The following is a 19,209-nucleotide window of genomic DNA, read 5'->3' on the forward strand; positions in this document are numbered from 1 at the left end:
ACAACCGTGCAACACGCAGCAATGCAGGGTTTCAATCCACGCACCCGTGATGGGTGCGAACATCCGCTTACCTTTCACAAAATGCGGATTAGTGTTTCAATCCACGCACCCGTGATGGGTGCGAAACCTTTCCAGTAGTCGGGCATTTCTACTTCTGGTTTCAATCCACGCACCCGTGATGGGTGCGAATTGGACGAGCGCTATTACGGCCTACAACTTGCCAGCGTTTCAATCCACGCACCCGTGATGGGTGCGAACATAATCATTAACCAGTAGCGGCGCGGCTCATCGTTTCAATCCACGCACCCGTGATGGGTGCGAATAGGTAGTGAATTAGATTCACCATCTAATGGTGTTTCAATCCACGCACCCGTGATGGGTGCGAATACGTACAACCGTGCAACACGCAGCAATGCAGGGTTTCAATCCACGCACCCGTGATGGGTGCGAATAGTTAGTGAATTAGGTTCACCATCTAATGGTGTTTCAATCCACGCACCCGTGATGGGTGCGAATACGTACAACCGTGCAACACGCAGCAATGCAGGGTTTCAATCCACGCACCCGTGATGGGTGCGAAATTGAGCAATGTTTTTTAGGGGAGTTATCAAGCGTTTCAATCCACGCACCCGTGATGGGTGCGAATTTAGATGGTCGTAACAGATGGGGCACATTAGATGTTTCAATCCACGCACCCGTGATGGGTGCGAATAAAGCCTAACACATTAGTAATTCCAGTTTTAAGGTTTCAATCCACGCACCCGTGATGGGTGCGAATATTAGCCGTTTGGGTTATTGGTCTATCTGGTAGTTTCAATCCACGCACCCGTGATGGGTGCGAAAAGCCTAACACATTAGTAATTCCAGTTTTAAGGTTTCAATCCACGCACCCGTGATGGGTGCGAAAATGCAAAATAACTCAACTGATAGACTACTAATAATGTTTCAATCCACGCACCCGTGATGGGTGCGAAACATAAAGATTAAAGACAATAGTAAAGACAAAAAGTTTCAATCCACGCACCCGTGATGGGTGCGAAACATAAAGATTAAAGACAATAGTAAAGACAAAAAGTTTCAATCCACGCACCCGTGATGGGTGCGAACTATGACAAACCAGTGTATTACAAGCTACAAAAGTTTCAATCCACGCACCCGTGATGGGTGCGAATGACGCGGCAAGAGTCGCTTGAGTGGTTTATGCAGTTTCAATCCACGCACCCGTGATGGGTGCGAACCAAATTACCGTCATAATCCTCACCTGCTGCCATGTTTCAATCCACGCACCCGTGATGGGTGCGAAAAACACGGACGCTCGGCAAGCCTCTTACTAACGCAGTTTCAATCCACGCACCCGTGATGGGTGCGAATAAAGCAAAGCCTGTCCGTGTGTCTCGTAAGCTAGTTTCAATCCACGCACCCGTGATGGGTGCGAACCAAGCAGACGGTCAATGTCTGACACATCAGGGTTTCAATCCACGCACCCGTGATGGGTGCGAAGTCCTACCAGCGTATATTGAACGCTAATAAAATAGTTTCAATCCACGCACCCGTGATGGGTGCGAATCACTCGCAGCAAGCAAAGAGCAAGCAATACAAGTTTCAATCCACGCACCCGTGATGGGTGCGAATAAAATCCAACTTTGTCACTGGCTCATGGAAAGTTTCAATCCACGCACCCGTGATGGGTGCGAAACCATGTGATTTGGCCGACACCATATTTGATAGTTTCAATCCACGCACCCGTGATGGGTGCGAAGGTGTAGTAATGGTCGATTATCTTCAGATCATGTTTCAATCCACGCACCCGTGATGGGTGCGAAATAAAAGATGCGGAAGTTATTTCCAAAAATGCGGTTTCAATCCACGCACCCGTGATGGGTGCGAAGGTATAAGTTGTCAATACTTTTTAATGATTTTACGTTTCAATCCACGCACCCGTGATGGGTGCGAAATTATATAAATCGGACTGGTGGTGTCGTGGTTGTTTCAATCCACGCACCCGTGATGGGTGCGAAGTCATCCCAGGGTAAATGCAAATCACTCGAAGTGTTTCAATCCACGCACCCGTGATGGGTGCGAATACAATCAAATAACCGTCTTTTCTATCTAAATCGTTTCAATCCACGCACCCGTGATGGGTGCGAAAGCAAGACGGCGCGTGTTATGTCTCATGTTTCCGGTTTCAATCCACGCACCCGTGATGGGTGCGAACCAAAGAAAGAGACCAAGAATTAATAACAAGAGTTTCAATCCACGCACCCGTGATGGGTGCGAATTGAGAATAACGATGGTTTCAAAACGATTACGTTTGTTTCAATCCACGCACCCGTGATGGGTGCGAATTTCAAACCATAGGGAACAGTCAAATGATAATGTTTCAATCCACGCACCCGTGATGGGTGCGAAGCTACCGTATCTATAGGAATATATTTAGGCTCTGTTTCAATCCACGCACCCGTGATGGGTGCGAAGACACCACTTTTCATGCTCGTTTGCCTTCACAGTTTCAATCCACGCACCCGTGATGGGTGCGAAGCTACCGTATCTATAGGAATATATTTAGGCTCTGTTTCAATCCACGCACCCGTGATGGGTGCGAAGACACCACTTTTCATGCTCGTTTGCCTTCACAGTTTCAATCCACGCACCCGTGATGGGTGCGAATCCAAGCCAAGAAGCTGTAAAAGCTACCGCTCTCGTTTCAATCCACGCACCCGTGATGGGTGCGAAATTGCTATAGATTGCAATATCATACGTTTGGTGTTTCAATCCACGCACCCGTGATGGGTGCGAATGGCTGAATGTGCTTTGGAAAATAAACAAGGCTGGTTTCAATCCACGCACCCGTGATGGGTGCGAAGCTTGACGAATTAAACGAGAAACGCCAACAGCTAGTTTCAATCCACGCACCCGTGATGGGTGCGAACATTGGCTAGAAAGGTTTATCTAGGACAAGCAGTTTCAATCCACGCACCCGTGATGGGTGCGAAGGCATACCTACGCTATCCTTAACTTCAAGATAAGGTTTCAATCCACGCACCCGTGATGGGTGCGAAGGCTTGCTCTTGTAGATGTCTTTATCATCAGTAGTTTCAATCCACGCACCCGTGATGGGTGCGAATTAAGGCTAACGAGTTATGTCCCAAGTTGGCAGTTTCAATCCACGCACCCGTGATGGGTGCGAACACATCGCAAGTAACCAAGGGGCTACCTGCTCAAGTTTCAATCCACGCACCCGTGATGGGTGCGAACCTTTAAATACTGCTGATTCGTTTGGCTCTAAAGTTTCAATCCACGCACCCGTGATGGGTGCGAAAATAAAAATTATCATCAACATCAAATTGAGGTAGTTTCAATCCACGCACCCGTGATGGGTGCGAATAAAATAAAACCGGCTGTAGTGATAGCGAATAGTTTCAATCCACGCACCCGTGATGGGTGCGAAATTGCAAGTCCGAAGTTTGCAGCGCAAGTTGCTGTTTCAATCCACGCACCCGTGATGGGTGCGAATATATCACAACGTATTGAAAAGCGGTTAACTAAAGTTTCAATCCACGCACCCGTGATGGGTGCGAACTTAAACCAATGCAAAATAAGCTACTAATAATGTTTCAATCCACGCACCCGTGATGGGTGCGAATTTAGTACGTTGTAACCAAAATCATTAACAAAAACGTTTCAATCCACGCACCCGTGATGGGTGCGAACTTTTATACGCGCTTCCCAACGTAGTAATCGTTTTGTTTCAATCCACGCACCCGTGATGGGTGCGAATGACTATCACACGATAGATAGCGCATATGATAACGTTTCAATCCACGCACCCGTGATGGGTGCGAACGTACCGCCCCACATCGCCGCACTGAGACACGGTTTCAATCCACGCACCCGTGATGGGTGCGAAGCCATTTACCATTGATATTGAGAAGGGAATAAGAGTTTCAATCCACGCACCCGTGATGGGTGCGAATTAGATGTTGAGGACGGTGTGGTTGAGTTCGCAGTTTCAATCCACGCACCCGTGATGGGTGCGAAGCAAAGCGATTGATATGGACGTTGTGGTCTATGTTTCAATCCACGCACCCGTGATGGGTGCGAAAAAGGCCGCCATTGCTAACTACGAGATAGTTAAGTTTCAATCCACGCACCCGTGATGGGTGCGAAGGTCACACAATCAACTACTACCCCACCAGCGAGTTTCAATCCACGCACCCGTGATGGGTGCGAAGGCTGCAAGGTCAGATAGCATCAGGTCAGTTTGGTTTCAATCCACGCACCCGTGATGGGTGCGAAAGCAAGTAAGTATTGATGATAGGGTAGTAATTGTTTCAATCCACGCACCCGTGATGGGTGCGAAGGACAATATAAAATAAGTGTTAGCGATTGGATAGTTTCAATCCACGCACCCGTGATGGGTGCGAATTTAGTCAATGAAGACTATCAAGTATGTATGATGTTTCAATCCACGCACCCGTGATGGGTGCGAAATAGTTTCATCAATTCACGCAACCAAGCAAGGGTTTCAATCCACGCACCCGTGATGGGTGCGAACAAGCAAGCAAGTAATGATGATATAGTAATTATCGTTTCAATCCACGCACCCGTGATGGGTGCGAATATCGCCAATATTAGCGTCATAATTTACTGATAGTTTCAATCCACGCACCCGTGATGGGTGCGAAGTATATGATGAAACAGCAACGCAAGCATGGCTGTTTCAATCCACGCACCCGTGATGGGTGCGAATATATTATCTATGCAAGACAGAGGGGAGAGGTTGTTTCAATCCACGCACCCGTGATGGGTGCGAAAACCGAGATTATGCAGTCTAGCTAGGTGGGTCAGTTTCAATCCACGCACCCGTGATGGGTGCGAAAACCGAGATTATGCAGTCTAGCTAGGTGGGTCAGTTTCAATCCACGCACCCGTGATGGGTGCGAAAACCGAGATTATGCAGTCTAGCTAGGTGGGTCAGTTTCAATCCACGCACCCGTGATGGGTGCGAAAACCGAGATTATGCAGTCTAGCTAGGTGGGTCAGTTTCAATCCACGCACCCGTGATGGGTGCGAATAGGTGGGCAATCAGTGATAATAGGCACATAAAGTTTCAATCCACGCACCCGTGATGGGTGCGAAGCCTAGGTAGTCATAAATACCACTATCAAGGTCGTTTCAATCCACGCACCCGTGATGGGTGCGAAGTCATTACCAAAATGAGTTAATGCGATCGCAGGTTTCAATCCACGCACCCGTGATGGGTGCGAACTTATCGAGTCACAACCAATTTATGATATACCTGTTTCAATCCACGCACCCGTGATGGGTGCGAAAAACCTACCTTCATTTTGTCAGTAAATTATGATGTTTCAATCCACGCACCCGTGATGGGTGCGAATGACCTTGATTTTGTGACCTAAACTCTTTTACAGGTTTCAATCCACGCACCCGTGATGGGTGCGAAATCAATATAATCTGATGCTTTTTTATGTTCTTTGTTTCAATCCACGCACCCGTGATGGGTGCGAACCCTATTTAGTAATTAAGTAAAAAGCAATAATTGTTTCAATCCACGCACCCGTGATGGGTGCGAATCGTCAGGTTCAGATACATCAGATTTAAAGTAAAGTTTCAATCCACGCACCCGTGATGGGTGCGAACTATAATTTGTCAATAGTATTTAATGATTATATGTTTCAATCCACGCACCCGTGATGGGTGCGAAACAATCATACGACTGGATATGTGCAAATCAGACGTTTCAATCCACGCACCCGTGATGGGTGCGAAAACAAGCAAGTAATGATGATAGGGTAGTAATTGTTTCAATCCACGCACCCGTGATGGGTGCGAAAGATATAAAGACTCTTACATGGTCGGACATGAAGTTTCAATCCACGCACCCGTGATGGGTGCGAAGAGCGAGTGCCTTTGTTTTTGGCACTGCTCGATGTTTCAATCCACGCACCCGTGATGGGTGCGAAAAAGATAATTACGATTTTACTATTGGTTATCACGCGTTTCAATCCACGCACCCGTGATGGGTGCGAAGAGCGAGTGCCTTTGTTTTTGGCACTACTCGATGTTTCAATCCACGCACCCGTGATGGGTGCGAAGTAAGAAACGTGCTGAGTGTGACGCACTAATAGTTTCAATCCACGCACCCGTGATGGGTGCGAAGGTTGATGCTAAAAGAGGCTGAGCGCATGATTGTTTCAATCCACGCACCCGTGATGGGTGCGAATAAAACCTGCCTTGTAACAGGTTACGCCACAAAAGTTTCAATCCACGCACCCGTGATGGGTGCGAATCCTGATAATTGCTGTTTGCTACCACCAGCATTGTTTCAATCCACGCACCCGTGATGGGTGCGAAATTGGCACCGCTGCAAAGCAGACGACATAAAACGTTTCAATCCACGCACCCGTGATGGGTGCGAATTAATGCAGAGCGTTTAGAGTTTTACACTCGTTTGCGTTTCAATCCACGCACCCGTGATGGGTGCGAAGTGCATCATCGTCATCACGAGTGGCGATATTTAGTTTCAATCCACGCACCCGTGATGGGTGCGAACTTGTACGCCGTTTTTTCCGCCGCTCTGGTCTGTTTCAATCCACGCACCCGTGATGGGTGCGAACGCACGCCTGTCAACTCACTACAATGGATAGCCGTTTCAATCCACGCACCCGTGATGGGTGCGAACCATTGGCACCGCTGCAAAGCAGACGACATAAAACGTTTCAATCCACGCACCCGTGATGGGTGCGAAGATTTTGTTTTTAAAAAGTCGTTTCCAGCTAACGTTTCAATCCACGCACCCGTGATGGGTGCGAAGCTAACAAGAGGCATGACGGTTTTTATTCTTATGTTTCAATCCACGCACCCGTGATGGGTGCGAATCTTAGGGTTTTTTATTGCTTGTCCAAAACATATCGTTTCAATCCACGCACCCGTGATGGGTGCGAATGTCCACGTCTGATGTTAGGCATTCTTTGTTTTGGTTTCAATCCACGCACCCGTGATGGGTGCGAACTTTCATAGCAAGCCTAACAAGAGCTGACTTAGTTTCAATCCACGCACCCGTGATGGGTGCGAATATAGGCCCGAGTAGCCTCTTTAAGTTCATTAGGTTTCAATCCACGCACCCGTGATGGGTGCGAATATAGGCCCGAGTAGCCTCTTTAAGTTCATTAGGTTTCAATCCACGCACCCGTGATGGGTGCGAAAAGAGGATAAAATAGAGAGGCAGCAATATTTGGCGTTTCAATCCACGCACCCGTGATGGGTACGAAAATCTGCGGTTTTTTCAGTGGGCATCGGATCTGTTTCAATCCACGCACCCGTGATGGGTGCGAACTGTCATAGCAAGCCTAACAAGAGCTGACGTAGTTTCAATCCACGCACCCGTGATGGGTGCGAACATCTGCGGTTTTTTCCGTGGGCATCGGATCTGTTTCAATCCACGCACCCGTGATGGGTGCGAAGCAGATAATATCAAGCAAAGGACTCCCTACAGGTTTCAATCCACGCACCCGTGATGGGTGCGAAACTTCATCATTCATGGGCATTGTAAAGCTCAGGTTTCAATCCACGCACCCGTGATGGGTGCGAACTTCAAAATCCTCAACTTTTACATTATTAGAGGTTTCAATCCACGCACCCGTGATGGGTGCGAAAAAGTCATCATACTGGCACCATTTCTTGTAGGAGTTTCAATCCACGCACCCGTGATGGGTGCGAACAACTTGCCAAATGTGCCGAGGCTGGCGCACTGCGTTTCAATCCACGCACCCGTGATGGGTGCGAAAAGATATTTACGAGCGCAAATAAGCGTGCCGCTGTTTCAATCCACGCACCCGTGATGGGTGCGAAGATTTTGTTTTTAAAAAGTCGTTTCCAGCTAACGTTTCAATCCACGCACCCGTGATGGGTGCGAAGCTCTTGCATCTTTTAGCTCCTTTTCGGTTACCGTTTCAATCCACGCACCCGTGATGGGTGCGAAGCCCGCTTTTTGCGCTTGGTCGCCAAGCTCTTTGTTTCAATCCACGCACCCGTGATGGGTGCGAAGGGTTGATGCTAAAAGAGGCTGAGCGCATGATTGTTTCAATCCACGCACCCGTGATGGGTGCGAAGGCGGATTTATCTATACGACTGTTGATAAAGTCATGTTTCAATCCACGCACCCGTGATGGGTGCGAATGTACACGGTTTAACGGCCACTATCGATATTGATGTTTCAATCCACGCACCCGTGATGGGTGCGAACTTCCCAGTAAGGAGCGTCTAGAGCCGCAGTGATGTTTCAATCCACGCACCCGTGATGGGTGCGAAAAAAATGTGCTCGAAAAAATGTGGGACGGCATTGTTTCAATCCACGCACCCGTGATGGGTGCGAAGATTGTAGCGCAAGCGCCCAACTTAACTTATGTGGTTTCAATCCACGCACCCGTGATGGGTGCGAAACCATGGATACAGTACAACAAAGCAATGTGGCAGTTTCAATCCACGCACCCGTGATGGGTGCGAAGATAATACTCAATCAGCCAATTCTATCGCGGAAGTTTCAATCCACGCACCCGTGATGGGTGCGAATTTTGGCTTGCTGCTGACTTAAGGGCTGAGCGGGTTTCAATCCACGCACCCGTGATGGGTGCGAAACAAACTCTTTAGTAAACCCTGTCTCAGGATAAGGGTTTCAATCCACGCACCCGTGATGGGTGCGAACAAGTGCGTCAGGCGGTTGGCGGTATAACTAATGTTTCAATCCACGCACCCGTGATGGGTGCGAACTCTGTATTGATCCACTTCGCATAGATTTTAGTGTTTCAATCCACGCACCCGTGATGGGTGCGAAGCTAAAAAGATTGAGGCGCGCAACAAAGGCAAGTTTCAATCCACGCACCCGTGATGGGTGCGAAAGCGTTACGATGCAATAACTAAAACATCGGGCAGTTTCAATCCACGCACCCGTGATGGGTGCGAAGGGAGATTTACGGTGATATCGCAGAATTTAACAGTTTCAATCCACGCACCCGTGATGGGTGCGAAGCAATGGCAGATGGTTTGGGTGTAACCCGTGGTGTTTCAATCCACGCACCCGTGATGGGTGCGAAATGACAGCTACACAAGTAGCAGATGCTGTCAACGTTTCAATCCACGCACCCGTGATGGGTGCGAATATAAGGTTATAAAAGTTTATAAAGGTTATTAAGTTTCAATCCACGCACCCGTGATGGGTGCGAACAATGTCCGATAAGGCCAGTAACACGGTAGAAATTGTTTCAATCCACGCACCCGTGATGGGTGCGAATTAAGCTCGCCACGTATGCAATGACACTAGCGCGTTTCAATCCACGCACCCGTGATGGGTGCGAAGCGTTTCTTTTCTAGACTTAAGCAAAGCAGATGGTTTCAATCCACGCACCCGTGATGGGTGCGAATAGGTGGGCGTTATGATTGATAAAACAGGATTGTTTCAATCCACGCACCCGTGATGGGTGCGAATGAGGATAATGATGCTCAAGCAAAGCGCAAGGGTTTCAATCCACGCACCCGTGATGGGTGCGAAAGCCCCTAGTTTAAGTCGCTAATAAAGTTAAGAAAAAACCTCGGAATATGCGAATATCTAAACTGTAGGCGAATTTGGCAAACATCTTGCTTACCAAGTTTTTAATGTGAGAAAATAAAGGTAGTAAAATCAAGTTGTTAAATAGCATTGCGGTCCCTTTGCGAGTCTCCTAGAGATTTTATGTAAGCTATAGGTTCGCATTGACCTTATAACAGTCAAGTAGTAGGTTTAAAAGTGATTATTTATGATGATAACGGCTAAAATAGCAAGACATCGTTTAAGTCTAGCACAGGTTTTGCCCCAATGTGTTCTACTTTATTTTGCCAGTTTTTACCAAGATAATAATAGCGCAAACTATCAACGCTATGATCAATGATATCCTCAAGCGTGGCTCGAAGCATTGTCCATTCAGCAGGATTAACCTCAATCTCAAATACCGAATATTGCACCCGCTGTCCATAGTTCAAACAATGCTTAGCAATGTGGCGCAGACGTTTGGCACTCGATGCACCCTCTGAGCTGATATCGTAAGTGACCAATATCATCATAATGACCTTCCTTGTTTATTTATTCTTTATGCAGCAATTTATTTCCACAAAAAAGGAATATAAGCATCAATATCGCCCCTAATATGACGCGCCATAATTGTCGCCTGCAAATGCGGTAGTAAACCAAAGGGCACGCTTTCCTCAAACCATTCATGATAAATGGTTTGCTGCTTACGATCATGCCATGCCTTAAAAAATGTTTGTCTTGCTTCATCCTTGAGCCAAACTGCGCCATTCGCTTCAGTCTTAAAGTCTGATTTACCCAGCTGCTTTTTATTAATAAGTGATAATACAAAGCGATCCACGATAGGGCGAAATTCTTCTACCAAATCAAGAGCTAGTGACGGGCGTCCAGGACGCAGTTGATGAAATACTCCGCATGCAGGGTCAAGTCCTACGGTCTCAAGTGCACTACGACAATCATGAGTCATTAGAGTATAAGTAAAAGAGAGTAAGGCATTGACCGCATCAGTGGCCGGATTGCGAGTACGTTTAGGAAAGATAAAGTCAGGGTTGCGAATAAAATATGGAAACACACTAAAGTAAACGCTCGCCATCTCACCCTCACGGCCTAACAGGTCAGGTAAGTTTTGCGTAGTCAATATCTTATTGAGACCGCGCTCCAAACGCTGCTGTGCGCCATCCAAGCTTTTAATTGTAGGCTCATCTAGCTGGCTTTTATAATCGCGCAGATAGCGGCGAATGACTTGGCGTTGATTATGGACTTTACCTAAGATAATACTATGACAGATTGGCTGTACGCGCTTAGGGTCGTCACTGATGCGATATTGCTCACGGCGAAGGAGTACATTGCCACTGACCGCACCTTCGATACGCGCTTGGAACTTACCATATTGATTCAGATGAGTGATGGTAATGGCGTTTTCGGTACAGTGCGCCATCAGTGCAGGTGATATCGACACTTGCCCAAAGCAGACAATCGCATCGAGCTTATGAATAGGGACGCGACCTTTGACCTCATAGTCGATATTCATAACGACGTTTTCGCCCTGTTTATTGAGCCATGCGCCTTGGGTTTGCACGAATAAGGTATTTTTTAATGAGCGCATAGGGTTTCCTAATCATTATTTTCTAGCGTTCAGCTGTGTATTTTTGAATATAGCTCTTTATTGTGCTAGGTTAAATGGACTACTTCTCAACTATTATCAAGGAATAAAACATGAGTTACTCCAATAACGAAGCTGATATGCAAAATCCTAACAAAGGGTCTGACGGTACTAACAAAGCCTATGACCAGAATCAAGGTAATAAAGGCAAGCAGTTAAATCCACAACAGCCGAAGAATGATGCGCAGCCGCAACAAAAGGATTAATAGCTTCACTGCTTTATGCAAATACATTAATAAATTAGTGATCCGTTTCTTCTAAACTGGTCACTATTTTTTTGTTTAACCAAGCCTTGGCATTTTTATTAAAAACCTTAGGATGGCAGATGTCTTTGAGTGAACAATTTCGGCATTTACTGGTACTATAACTTGGCTTTGGCGTCTGCTTAGATTCAATAATATGCCGACACTCGTTAATCGCATCTAAGGTAATTTGCCGCAGCTCCTCATCAAAACCTACCGTATGACGGCGACGGGTTTTACCATAAAACAGCGCGCCCTCACTGACGGTGCAATCATGCATATCTTCTAAGCATAGTGCTTGCGCGCACAATTGCACTTCATCCGCACGATGTGATTTGGGCTTACCGCGTTTGTATTCGATAGGAAACGGAATTTGTGCGCCTGTATCATCGGTGTGATATTCGACCACATCAGCAACCCCCTCTAATCCAAGTGCGCGATGGCCAAGCGGTAGCGTGCGCACGGTCTTTATATTGCCACGCGTATCGTGTCCGCCACTGTTGACCTTTTCGTGCATGACTTGCCCTTCGGCAGTAAAGACATTCTCCGCCCACGCGCACTCAAGCTCAATCAGCGCAAACTGACGCGGACAGAATAAGTAATGCTGCAAGCGGGATAGGTAGAGGGTTTGCATTTGTGTCCGCCTTTTTAATTAAAAAGGTGAGCAAGCGCTTATCGTTTACGCCTGCTCAATATCTATGACGATACGAAAAGTTAAAGGTTAAAACCCTTCAATAATATTAGGCTCTAATTCTGCTAAAGCTGACTTTAACGCGTCTTCATCAAATGCGCCGTGATTATCAAGCAATTCCTTTAAACTGCGATGCACCTTAGCAGATGAGTGTTGCCCTGATTTGCTGCTATGTTCCCACCAAATGACCTTTTTGACCTGCATGCTGCCTTCAGGACGAGCAGAGGAAGCGTCACCTTCGAACAGCTTAGGGAGTATCTCTTTGATCTTGTCGGCATCAGCATCACTAAAACCTGTACGTTCCGCCAGTTGCGGCGTAATCGCACCATAAGTCACATAGATGCCTTTATCCACGCGGTGCTTCATACCCATCGTATCGCTGCCTTTTTTCGTACCATCGCCTTCACCACTGACGCTTTTGGTGATTTGGGTACTGGTGATATCAACAGGCTGTAAGCTAAAGGCAGATTGAATACTGACAGGACCACGGATAGGGATAGAGACACCATCAGCATTTTTAGCATCTGCTTTAAAGGCAAACACTTGACCAAAGGCACGTACATCGAACCATTTTTCACAAGCTTTTTGCGCTGTTTCATCACGTTTGGCTTCAATGTTTTCTTTTTTGTTGGCTTCAAAGGCATTTTTACCTAAACCAACGTCTTCGTCATAAGCACGATTTTTTAAGCTGGTCATGCCATCCGTTTTTTTCTCATCCGACTGTACAAAAATAGTTTCACCCGCCTCTTGTAGTCGATCGCGGATTTTGCGTTTTAGACACACATCAGTAATCTCGCCATTCCCTGCAAAGTCAGTACGAGGACGGTTACCGTTTAGGGGGTCGCCGTTTGGATTGGCATTATTCACTTCAATAATGATGGCAAAATCAATTTTATGGTTTAAAGTATTTTCGTTGGCGCTCATGAGGTTTCCTCTTATTTGTCATTAAAAAAATAGGGTGTTGTTGGACACTGATTGGGTTATGCAGCATCGCTATCATTTTCTACTTCGGCTTTCGCGTACTCTTTGTCTAATTTAAATTGCATTTTTTGGCTGTGATATCCTAATAAAAATTCTCCCGATAATGCTGAATCATCGGTAAAACGGTCGCTGGTAAATGCACTCATAATTTCATCAATCAGCTGCTGTTTTTTAGCCAAGTAGCCGCCACGATTGGATTTTAGGCGGTTTTCATAAGGCTTTAGTGCCAGCTCAATGTTGCGCCATGTGGTAAAAGGTCGATTGGCGAACTGTTGCATATAGCGCTGGGCGGTGGTGTTGCGCTTTTCTCCAGCGACATATAGCGCGAGGCTTTCGATGTCTTCAGCAACTGCCAATAAACGTCCGTATAGATAGTCTCGGCTGGTAAGCTCAGGTTGTAGTGCCACGGTATAGCTCCTTTTTTTATCGTCTGATTGTCTTAAATAATAGCCACGGTATAAGGCGCACGCTGTACTTAGCGCCTGCTCCCACTCCCAGTGCTCAAGGGCCAGTGGGTTACAAGCGCGTTTGATGCACAGCTCGACCAGCTGTCTAGGAAAGCGGCGTGCTTCTCCTTCAACGATACAGGGCAATACTTGAGCGACCACTTGTTTCTTTAACGCATCGGACAGGCGTGCGCCATAGGCGACCTGTGCAATCTGCTTTGGGGTAGGCGATTGAATACCCAGTCGTTGTTGGTTGCTGTCATCATCTCTATAAGTGTGATACCACGCAAACTGCGTATACCACGCTTGTAAGGCGTCTATATATTCACTGGGCATACTTTCATGGTAGTACGTCACCGCCATACGTCCAGGAGTGGCGGCCTCTAAGCTAATAATAGAGATTTGCTGATGCTCGGGCAGTTGTTGGCGGTAGCCTTGTAAGGTATTGCGTAAATGTGTGGCAAAGCGATAACCCAAGTCGTTACGGTGCTGAAACGTAGGTTCTGTGTCTGATGCTTCGTCATCGTCATATTCTTCAAAGTCATTACCGTCGTTGTCAGATGTCTTAGATGCGTCTAGTACGTCCAGCGGTGCGGCGACGCTGGTTGGTTGCGGCACTTCGATACCTGATATTGACCATGCAACGATGGCTTGTCCCGCTTCTTCACGTCCTTGTCGCGACAGCAGCCATGATAGCGCGGCGTGCGCCTTTTCGGTGACCACGGCGCTAATACCTGCTGCCTGCATACCTGTTGTATCGGTAAAGCGACCACGAAATGTGTAGCCTGTCGCATCATTAGCAGAGATGAGTTTGGCATTGGTTGAGCTGCGTAAGATGCGGTTGGGGTGCTTGCTGGCGAGTGGACTGGTGTTGCCAGTGATGTAACAAAAGCCATCGGTACTGTCTAAAGTGGCGTAAAACTGCTGCCATGCGGCAAACAAGTTGTCATCACGCCATGTCTCGGTGACGTGCTGAGTAGGGGTGTCTAAGCTACTGGCAATGACATTCCACACAATAAATGCTGCGCCCTGATCAAAGACGCCTTTGTTTTTATTGAGCGCCGCTAAAATGCTATCGGGATAATCGCTGGCTTGTTCAGGGTAGGCAAGCTTGCTTTTGTTATCAGGGTCAACAATCAAAACATGAGCGTCGATTAAATCTTTGACCAGCGTGCCTTTTTTGACGTAAGTTAAGACGGACTGTGCTTTGGGGTGTGAATGTTCTGAGCTGCACCATGTAGATAATATGTCTTCATATAATGGATACAAATCTTTTTTATTCTGACTGTAATCAAAAAAATCTTTAGCGACATATTGCAACTTATCGGATAGTGGATGTGCTACTGCGCCTGATGTACGATTGGCAGAATCATTGGTCGCAGGAATGGCAAGGTATTTTGATTTGACTTTGCCATTGTCATCGCGGCACACCTCAGCACGGACAAAGTCACCTTTGTCATTAATCGTGATGACAATTTGCACGTTTTGATTGACATGATAATAAGGCATCAGCTTCTGGTCTTGCGCTTGTAGGTCGGCGTTTTGACTGGCGGCTTCATAGGTTTGGTAAAGTCGTTGTAACCAGCTCATAACGAGGCCTCCGTCTGACTTACTGACTGCATGTTATTATCAAGGGCAAAGTCTTTGGCGCTCATATTGCGGACAAAGCGGTTTGGCATCCCGTTTTGGGCATCTAGCGTTAAGTTGTCAGTAGGCTTTGGAAAATCAATAACGCCAAAGTGCATAACGGCTTGCCAAAATCGACTGTGCAGTGCGTCCAAGCCAGTCTCGTCAGGGTAGGCAAAACTATGAAACATCAAGCCATAACCCAGTTCATCAACGTCATCATAAGCACCTTTACCGCTACCAAATTCGCAAGGCTCAACATAGCCTTGGCACTCGCGTGTACCTAAAAAGATGTCTTGGCGTCCGCCTTTATTCAGCATGCGCTGGGCAATACTGTAATGTTTACCATCAATGCGGTCAGCGGCTAACTCGGGGCGGTGCATGTTCCATTCAAAGTGCGCTTGCACTTGATAGGCGACATCATGCAAATAGGTGTAATACGCCAAGTCGTTACCGCTTTCATTAAACTTAATCGGCTTGACACCTTTGGTTTGTGTGCGGATAGGATTGATGACGCGCACTCTGTCGATATACCAGATGATGGAGGGTTTCCAGTAAATAGATTTACAAACCCCTTTTAAAGCCTCATAAGTCGGCAAATGATAGCTGGTTTTTTCGCCACCAATACGAGTGATGGGGTCGGTAAACAGGGCATGACGCCCTGTAAGTAAAAATTCAATTTGGTTTTCTTTCATAGCATGTCAGTTCCTTTTATTGAGTAATGCAAGTCTCAAAAAGAAACTTGCATCAATAATATGTCTAATACGTCAGACTATTATCTAACCAGTCGATAATATCCTTTGAACCAAAACCAGAATAAGGTTTTTTCAGTGTAATTATCCAAATGGTGTCATTAGCATCTATTAAATTTTCAAATTGTGAGTAAACTTGGCTTGGAGTTAAGGAAGTGGTGATTGCGTAACTTGACTCGGAAAGTCTAGCCCAACCTCCAAAGCTTTTGATTTTTTCCAGAACTTTGGCATGTTTTTGTCCGGGCGAATTTAAATCGTAAGTAACTAATAGAGCTGCCATAAATCTTTTCCTTCTATGATGAGTGAATGTAATCAATGACTACATACTCATACTATAGCTAATAATTTATAATTACAAGTTCTATAAACTAAAAAGGCAATTTTGAGAGATATTGTTTTATGGTATAATTACTATTCATCATTTTATGATGTGGATTGAAACTATAAGCTAAATAGGCTAGAAAGCACTTGGCAACGTCTGTCTTACCACAGTCGTTGCCATTTTTGTTTAACCTACTACATTCCAAAATCCATAAAATCCAGCTTGCCATCACCTGCGATATTCAGCCCCATCTGTGCATCATAAAACGTCTCTGATAGAGTAAGAATGCCAGTGTCTCGTACTTGGTGAATGGCGTTTTCGTCCATGAGTTTATCCAACATAAATGGAAAGACATTGATACTGTACTGCTGGGCGTCGTGTACCAGCTGATAAAAGTGACTGTCACTCACGCTTGTATTGTAAAGGGCACTAATCAAATGCCGTCCTTCCTCAAGATACGGCACAATAATGGCTTTGGTTGGTGCGTCTATGGCTTTAAATGTGCGCCCTGCGTCCATAAAGGACTGCCAAAGCTGCGGAAATTGCTCAGCTTGATGCCGCTGCGCATTGTTATTATTAGTCAATGGATTGGTGTTGTTACTGCTCAGCCAGTTATATAAGGTTTCTGTACCTACAGATTTACCTTTACTGTCTTTAATGGGATATGCCATTTCTTTTATACCGTGCTCGGTCTGATAGTAGTGATGGAAAAACTGCTGCATGATGTCGGGGTGCAGCAAATGTACATCGCCATACGCGTTATGCGCCCATTGGGACAGAATGTTGCTCATGATGGCCTTGCCTTGAGCGATGGTAGGCAGTTTACTTAGGTTTTCGCTCTCTGGACGTACGATAAATACTTGCCCTTTGACAGGCTTGTCTTGGTCGTCACGCATCTCACCATGACGGTTACAGCGTCCCGCCGCCTGCGCAATACTGTCAAGACCTGCCAAAAAGCGCACGACGGAACGAAATGACACATCCACGCCAGCTTCAATCAGTTGGGTTGATATAACCAAAGTCGGTAAGCCTTGTTTTAAACGGTTTCTAATTTGGTCTAATAAGTCTTTACGGTGGCGAGCGCATTGGGACGTACTTAAATGATATAGCTCGTTTTCAGGCACGGTGTCTGATAGTTTCTGATACAGCTGACTGGCCCACGTCTTAGTATTAACGATAACCAAGGTGCTGCTAAATTGAGCAAAATTATGATTAACATAATTTGTCAAGCCATCTAAATCTTGAGGGTTTTTAGTATGGTCATGAATATCGACGCGCTGCAAAGTATCGAATAGGGTATGTAGCTGAGTGCGCTCGCCAATGATTTCGGTAGCAGAGTTCAAGCTGCCATTGTGTGCTATCGGTAAATTGTCCAGTACGGGCTGGGTGGCGGTGCACAGCACGGCGCTAGAGTTGGCGTGAGTGGTCAAAAAATTGAGCGCGCTACAAAATAGGTAGTAGCAATTCATTGGTAATGTCTGTATCTCATCAAAAATGAGCACCGCACGGCTTAGCTGATGCAAGCGTCTGACGCCTTTGGTGCCGCCGCCAAAGCAGCTTTCTAAAAACTGTACCATGGTGGTAAATACAATGGGAGCGTTCCAATTATCCATAATCAGTTTGCTCTGCCACGTCTGTACGTCAGGCTCTAGGTTTGAATGTTGTTCTAACACCCATTGACCATCAAAGACACCTTTGGGGCCTTCTTCTTCTAAAATTTTGCGCACCTCAGCAGCGTTTTGTTCAATGATGCTGGTAAAAGGGATGATATAGATAATGCGGTCGAGGTTGTGGCGTTTAGCATGCTGCACAGCAAAGCGCAGGCTGGCAAGCGTTTTGCCGCCACCTGTTGGTACGGTCAAAGTAAAAATACCTTGGTCAGACTGCGCCGCGTGTAGGCAGGTTTGAGCGATGTGGTTACGTTGTTCGTTGATTGGGTTTGGCGGGCTGTGCTCTGCTTTATCAGCGAAGCCTTGATAAAGGGTTTCGATTTTATCTATCGCGATTTGCCAGTTTGGTCGCTTATAGTCTAAAAGATGGGCTTGATTTGGGTGTTCGAAGGCGATGCTGTTGCTACGGTCAGCATCAATCAGACAGCTAAACAGTAAACGAGTCAAAAATCCCAAATAAAAGTCTTTTTGCTTGTCCGTAGCGCGACTATCAGCCATGATTTTTTTGACAATGCCTTGAAACTCTTTAAGCGTGTCTTTTTTAAAGCTGTCATCCAATTGCGCAAACAGCTGCTCTTGCTTGGCACGCTCTAGGGCTTGGGTATAGTGGGTTTTTTCTTCAGGTTTGTTTTTGCGGTTGAGTAAATATGGTTGGGCATTTTGTCCGACGACATTAACAAGACCGCTATGATGTGATGCCACGCAAATGAACATCATATCCGCCAGTAGTTGCCCCTCATAGCGGCGGATTTTTTGTTGTGTATGTGCTTTTAGATAACTTGAGCCTAATTTTTCAAACTGCTCTTTAAGATAAATAGCGCCCGCTGTAGAGTGGTCCACTGAGCCTTTCGTTGGTTTCCCTCTACGTAATATTTCAGCCTCTTCATCTTCATCTAAACCCAGTTCTTTATAGTTATCATGGATGACACACTCTTTTATATATTCTTGAAACGCCGTGCTGTATTTGCCAAGGTCATGTACCAGTCCAATCAATTCACCTGATAATGGCAGCCCGATTTTCAGGGCTAGCGCCCTACTTATTTCTGCCGTTCCTGTTAAATGATCATAGAGTAGCTGCTCAGCGCCATCACTTTGCCGTACATGCGCAATAAACTTCTGCTCAAGAGAGTCTGCTTGCTTATTTTGAATATTTAGATTTTTCATTGGTGCGCTATTATCCAAACATAAGTTGTTTAAAATATTTAGGATAACAATATCTTAATTTAGTAAGGGTAA

At 46.1% G+C, this 19,209-nt stretch carries 9 protein-coding genes and 1 CRISPR repeat array (1 of these 10 running past the window's edge); of the genes, 1 reads left to right on the plus strand and 8 read right to left on the minus strand.

Translation table 11 applies throughout. The annotated features are described in order from the left end of the window. Positions 1–9,568: direct repeats of the CRISPR family, unit length 32 nt; unit sequence GTTTCAATCCACGCACCCGTGATGGGTGCGAA; it begins 747 nt to the left of the window's first position. A 257-nt stretch (positions 9,569–9,825) separates the two neighbouring features. After that, positions 9,826–10,116: a CRISPR-associated endonuclease Cas2 gene (gene cas2 / locus AC58CZ_RS02260; RefSeq protein ID WP_093068657.1), complete on the minus strand. Its 291-nt coding sequence runs from the start codon at positions 10,114–10,116 to the stop codon at positions 9,826–9,828. A gap of 38 nt (positions 10,117–10,154) precedes the next feature. Next, the gene (gene cas1c, locus AC58CZ_RS02265) at positions 10,155–11,186 is read right to left on the minus strand and encodes a type I-C CRISPR-associated endonuclease Cas1c (RefSeq protein ID WP_494223449.1); all 1,032 of its coding nucleotides are present in this window, start codon (positions 11,184–11,186) and stop codon (positions 10,155–10,157) included. A 110-nt stretch (positions 11,187–11,296) separates the two neighbouring features. Between cas1c and AC58CZ_RS02270 the strand changes: the two genes are divergently transcribed. Next, positions 11,297–11,449, plus strand: coding sequence for a hypothetical protein (locus tag AC58CZ_RS02270; RefSeq protein ID WP_197496727.1), 153 nt, complete (start codon positions 11,297–11,299; stop codon positions 11,447–11,449). Positions 11,450–11,483: 34 nt separating this feature from the next. Here AC58CZ_RS02270 and cas4 read toward each other — a convergent pair whose 3' ends face one another. The 6 genes from cas4 to cas3 all read right to left on the minus strand — a co-directional run bounded on the left by cas4 (position 11,484) and on the right by cas3 (position 19,137). Next, complete coding sequence (gene cas4 / locus AC58CZ_RS02275) at positions 11,484–12,119, minus strand: CRISPR-associated protein Cas4 (protein ID WP_071002007.1); 636 nt, start codon at positions 12,117–12,119, stop codon at positions 11,484–11,486. An 87-nt stretch (positions 12,120–12,206) separates the two neighbouring features. Continuing rightward, a complete protein-coding gene (gene cas7c, locus AC58CZ_RS02280; RefSeq protein ID WP_071002006.1) occupies positions 12,207–13,100 on the minus strand; it encodes a type I-C CRISPR-associated protein Cas7/Csd2 in 894 nt (297 codons plus the stop codon). A 56-nt stretch (positions 13,101–13,156) separates the two neighbouring features. Continuing rightward, on the minus strand, positions 13,157–15,193 hold the full coding sequence (cas8c, locus tag AC58CZ_RS02285) for a type I-C CRISPR-associated protein Cas8c/Csd1 (protein WP_071002005.1): 2,037 nt from the start codon (positions 15,191–15,193) through the stop codon (positions 13,157–13,159). Continuing rightward, entirely contained in the window at positions 15,190–15,924 is a 735-nt protein-coding gene (gene cas5c, locus AC58CZ_RS02290; RefSeq protein ID WP_071002004.1) for a type I-C CRISPR-associated protein Cas5c, read from the minus strand. Before cas5c ends, cas8c begins: the two co-directional genes overlap by 4 nt. 64 nt (positions 15,925–15,988) lie before the next feature. Beyond that, positions 15,989–16,261 (minus strand): hypothetical protein, encoded by a 273-nt coding sequence (locus AC58CZ_RS02295; RefSeq protein ID WP_071002003.1) that lies wholly within the window; start codon positions 16,259–16,261, stop codon positions 15,989–15,991. Positions 16,262–16,497: 236 nt separating this feature from the next. Next, positions 16,498–19,137, minus strand: coding sequence for a CRISPR-associated helicase Cas3' (gene cas3 / locus AC58CZ_RS02300; protein WP_427643017.1), 2,640 nt, complete (start codon positions 19,135–19,137; stop codon positions 16,498–16,500). Positions 19,138–19,209 lie beyond the last annotated feature (72 nt).

The organism is Psychrobacter sp. CR212 (assembly GCF_059693765.1).

Bases quoted from the DNA above. Each gene is read 5' to 3' on its own strand.
- cas2 (WP_093068657.1), bottom strand. From the start codon at position 10,116: ATGATGATATTGGTCACTTACGATATCAGCTCAGAGGGTGCATCGAGT.
- cas1c (WP_494223449.1), bottom strand. From the start codon at position 11,186: ATGCGCTCATTAAAAAATACCTTATTCGTGCAAACCCAAGGCGCATGG.
- AC58CZ_RS02270 (WP_197496727.1), top strand. From the start codon at position 11,297: ATGAGTTACTCCAATAACGAAGCTGATATGCAAAATCCTAACAAAGGG.
- cas4 (WP_071002007.1), bottom strand. From the start codon at position 12,119: ATGCAAACCCTCTACCTATCCCGCTTGCAGCATTACTTATTCTGTCCG.
- cas7c (WP_071002006.1), bottom strand. From the start codon at position 13,100: ATGAGCGCCAACGAAAATACTTTAAACCATAAAATTGATTTTGCCATC.
- cas8c (WP_071002005.1), bottom strand. From the start codon at position 15,193: ATGAGCTGGTTACAACGACTTTACCAAACCTATGAAGCCGCCAGTCAA.
- cas5c (WP_071002004.1), bottom strand. From the start codon at position 15,924: ATGAAAGAAAACCAAATTGAATTTTTACTTACAGGGCGTCATGCCCTG.
- AC58CZ_RS02295 (WP_071002003.1), bottom strand. From the start codon at position 16,261: ATGGCAGCTCTATTAGTTACTTACGATTTAAATTCGCCCGGACAAAAA.
- cas3 (WP_427643017.1), bottom strand. From the start codon at position 19,137: ATGAAAAATCTAAATATTCAAAATAAGCAAGCAGACTCTCTTGAGCAG.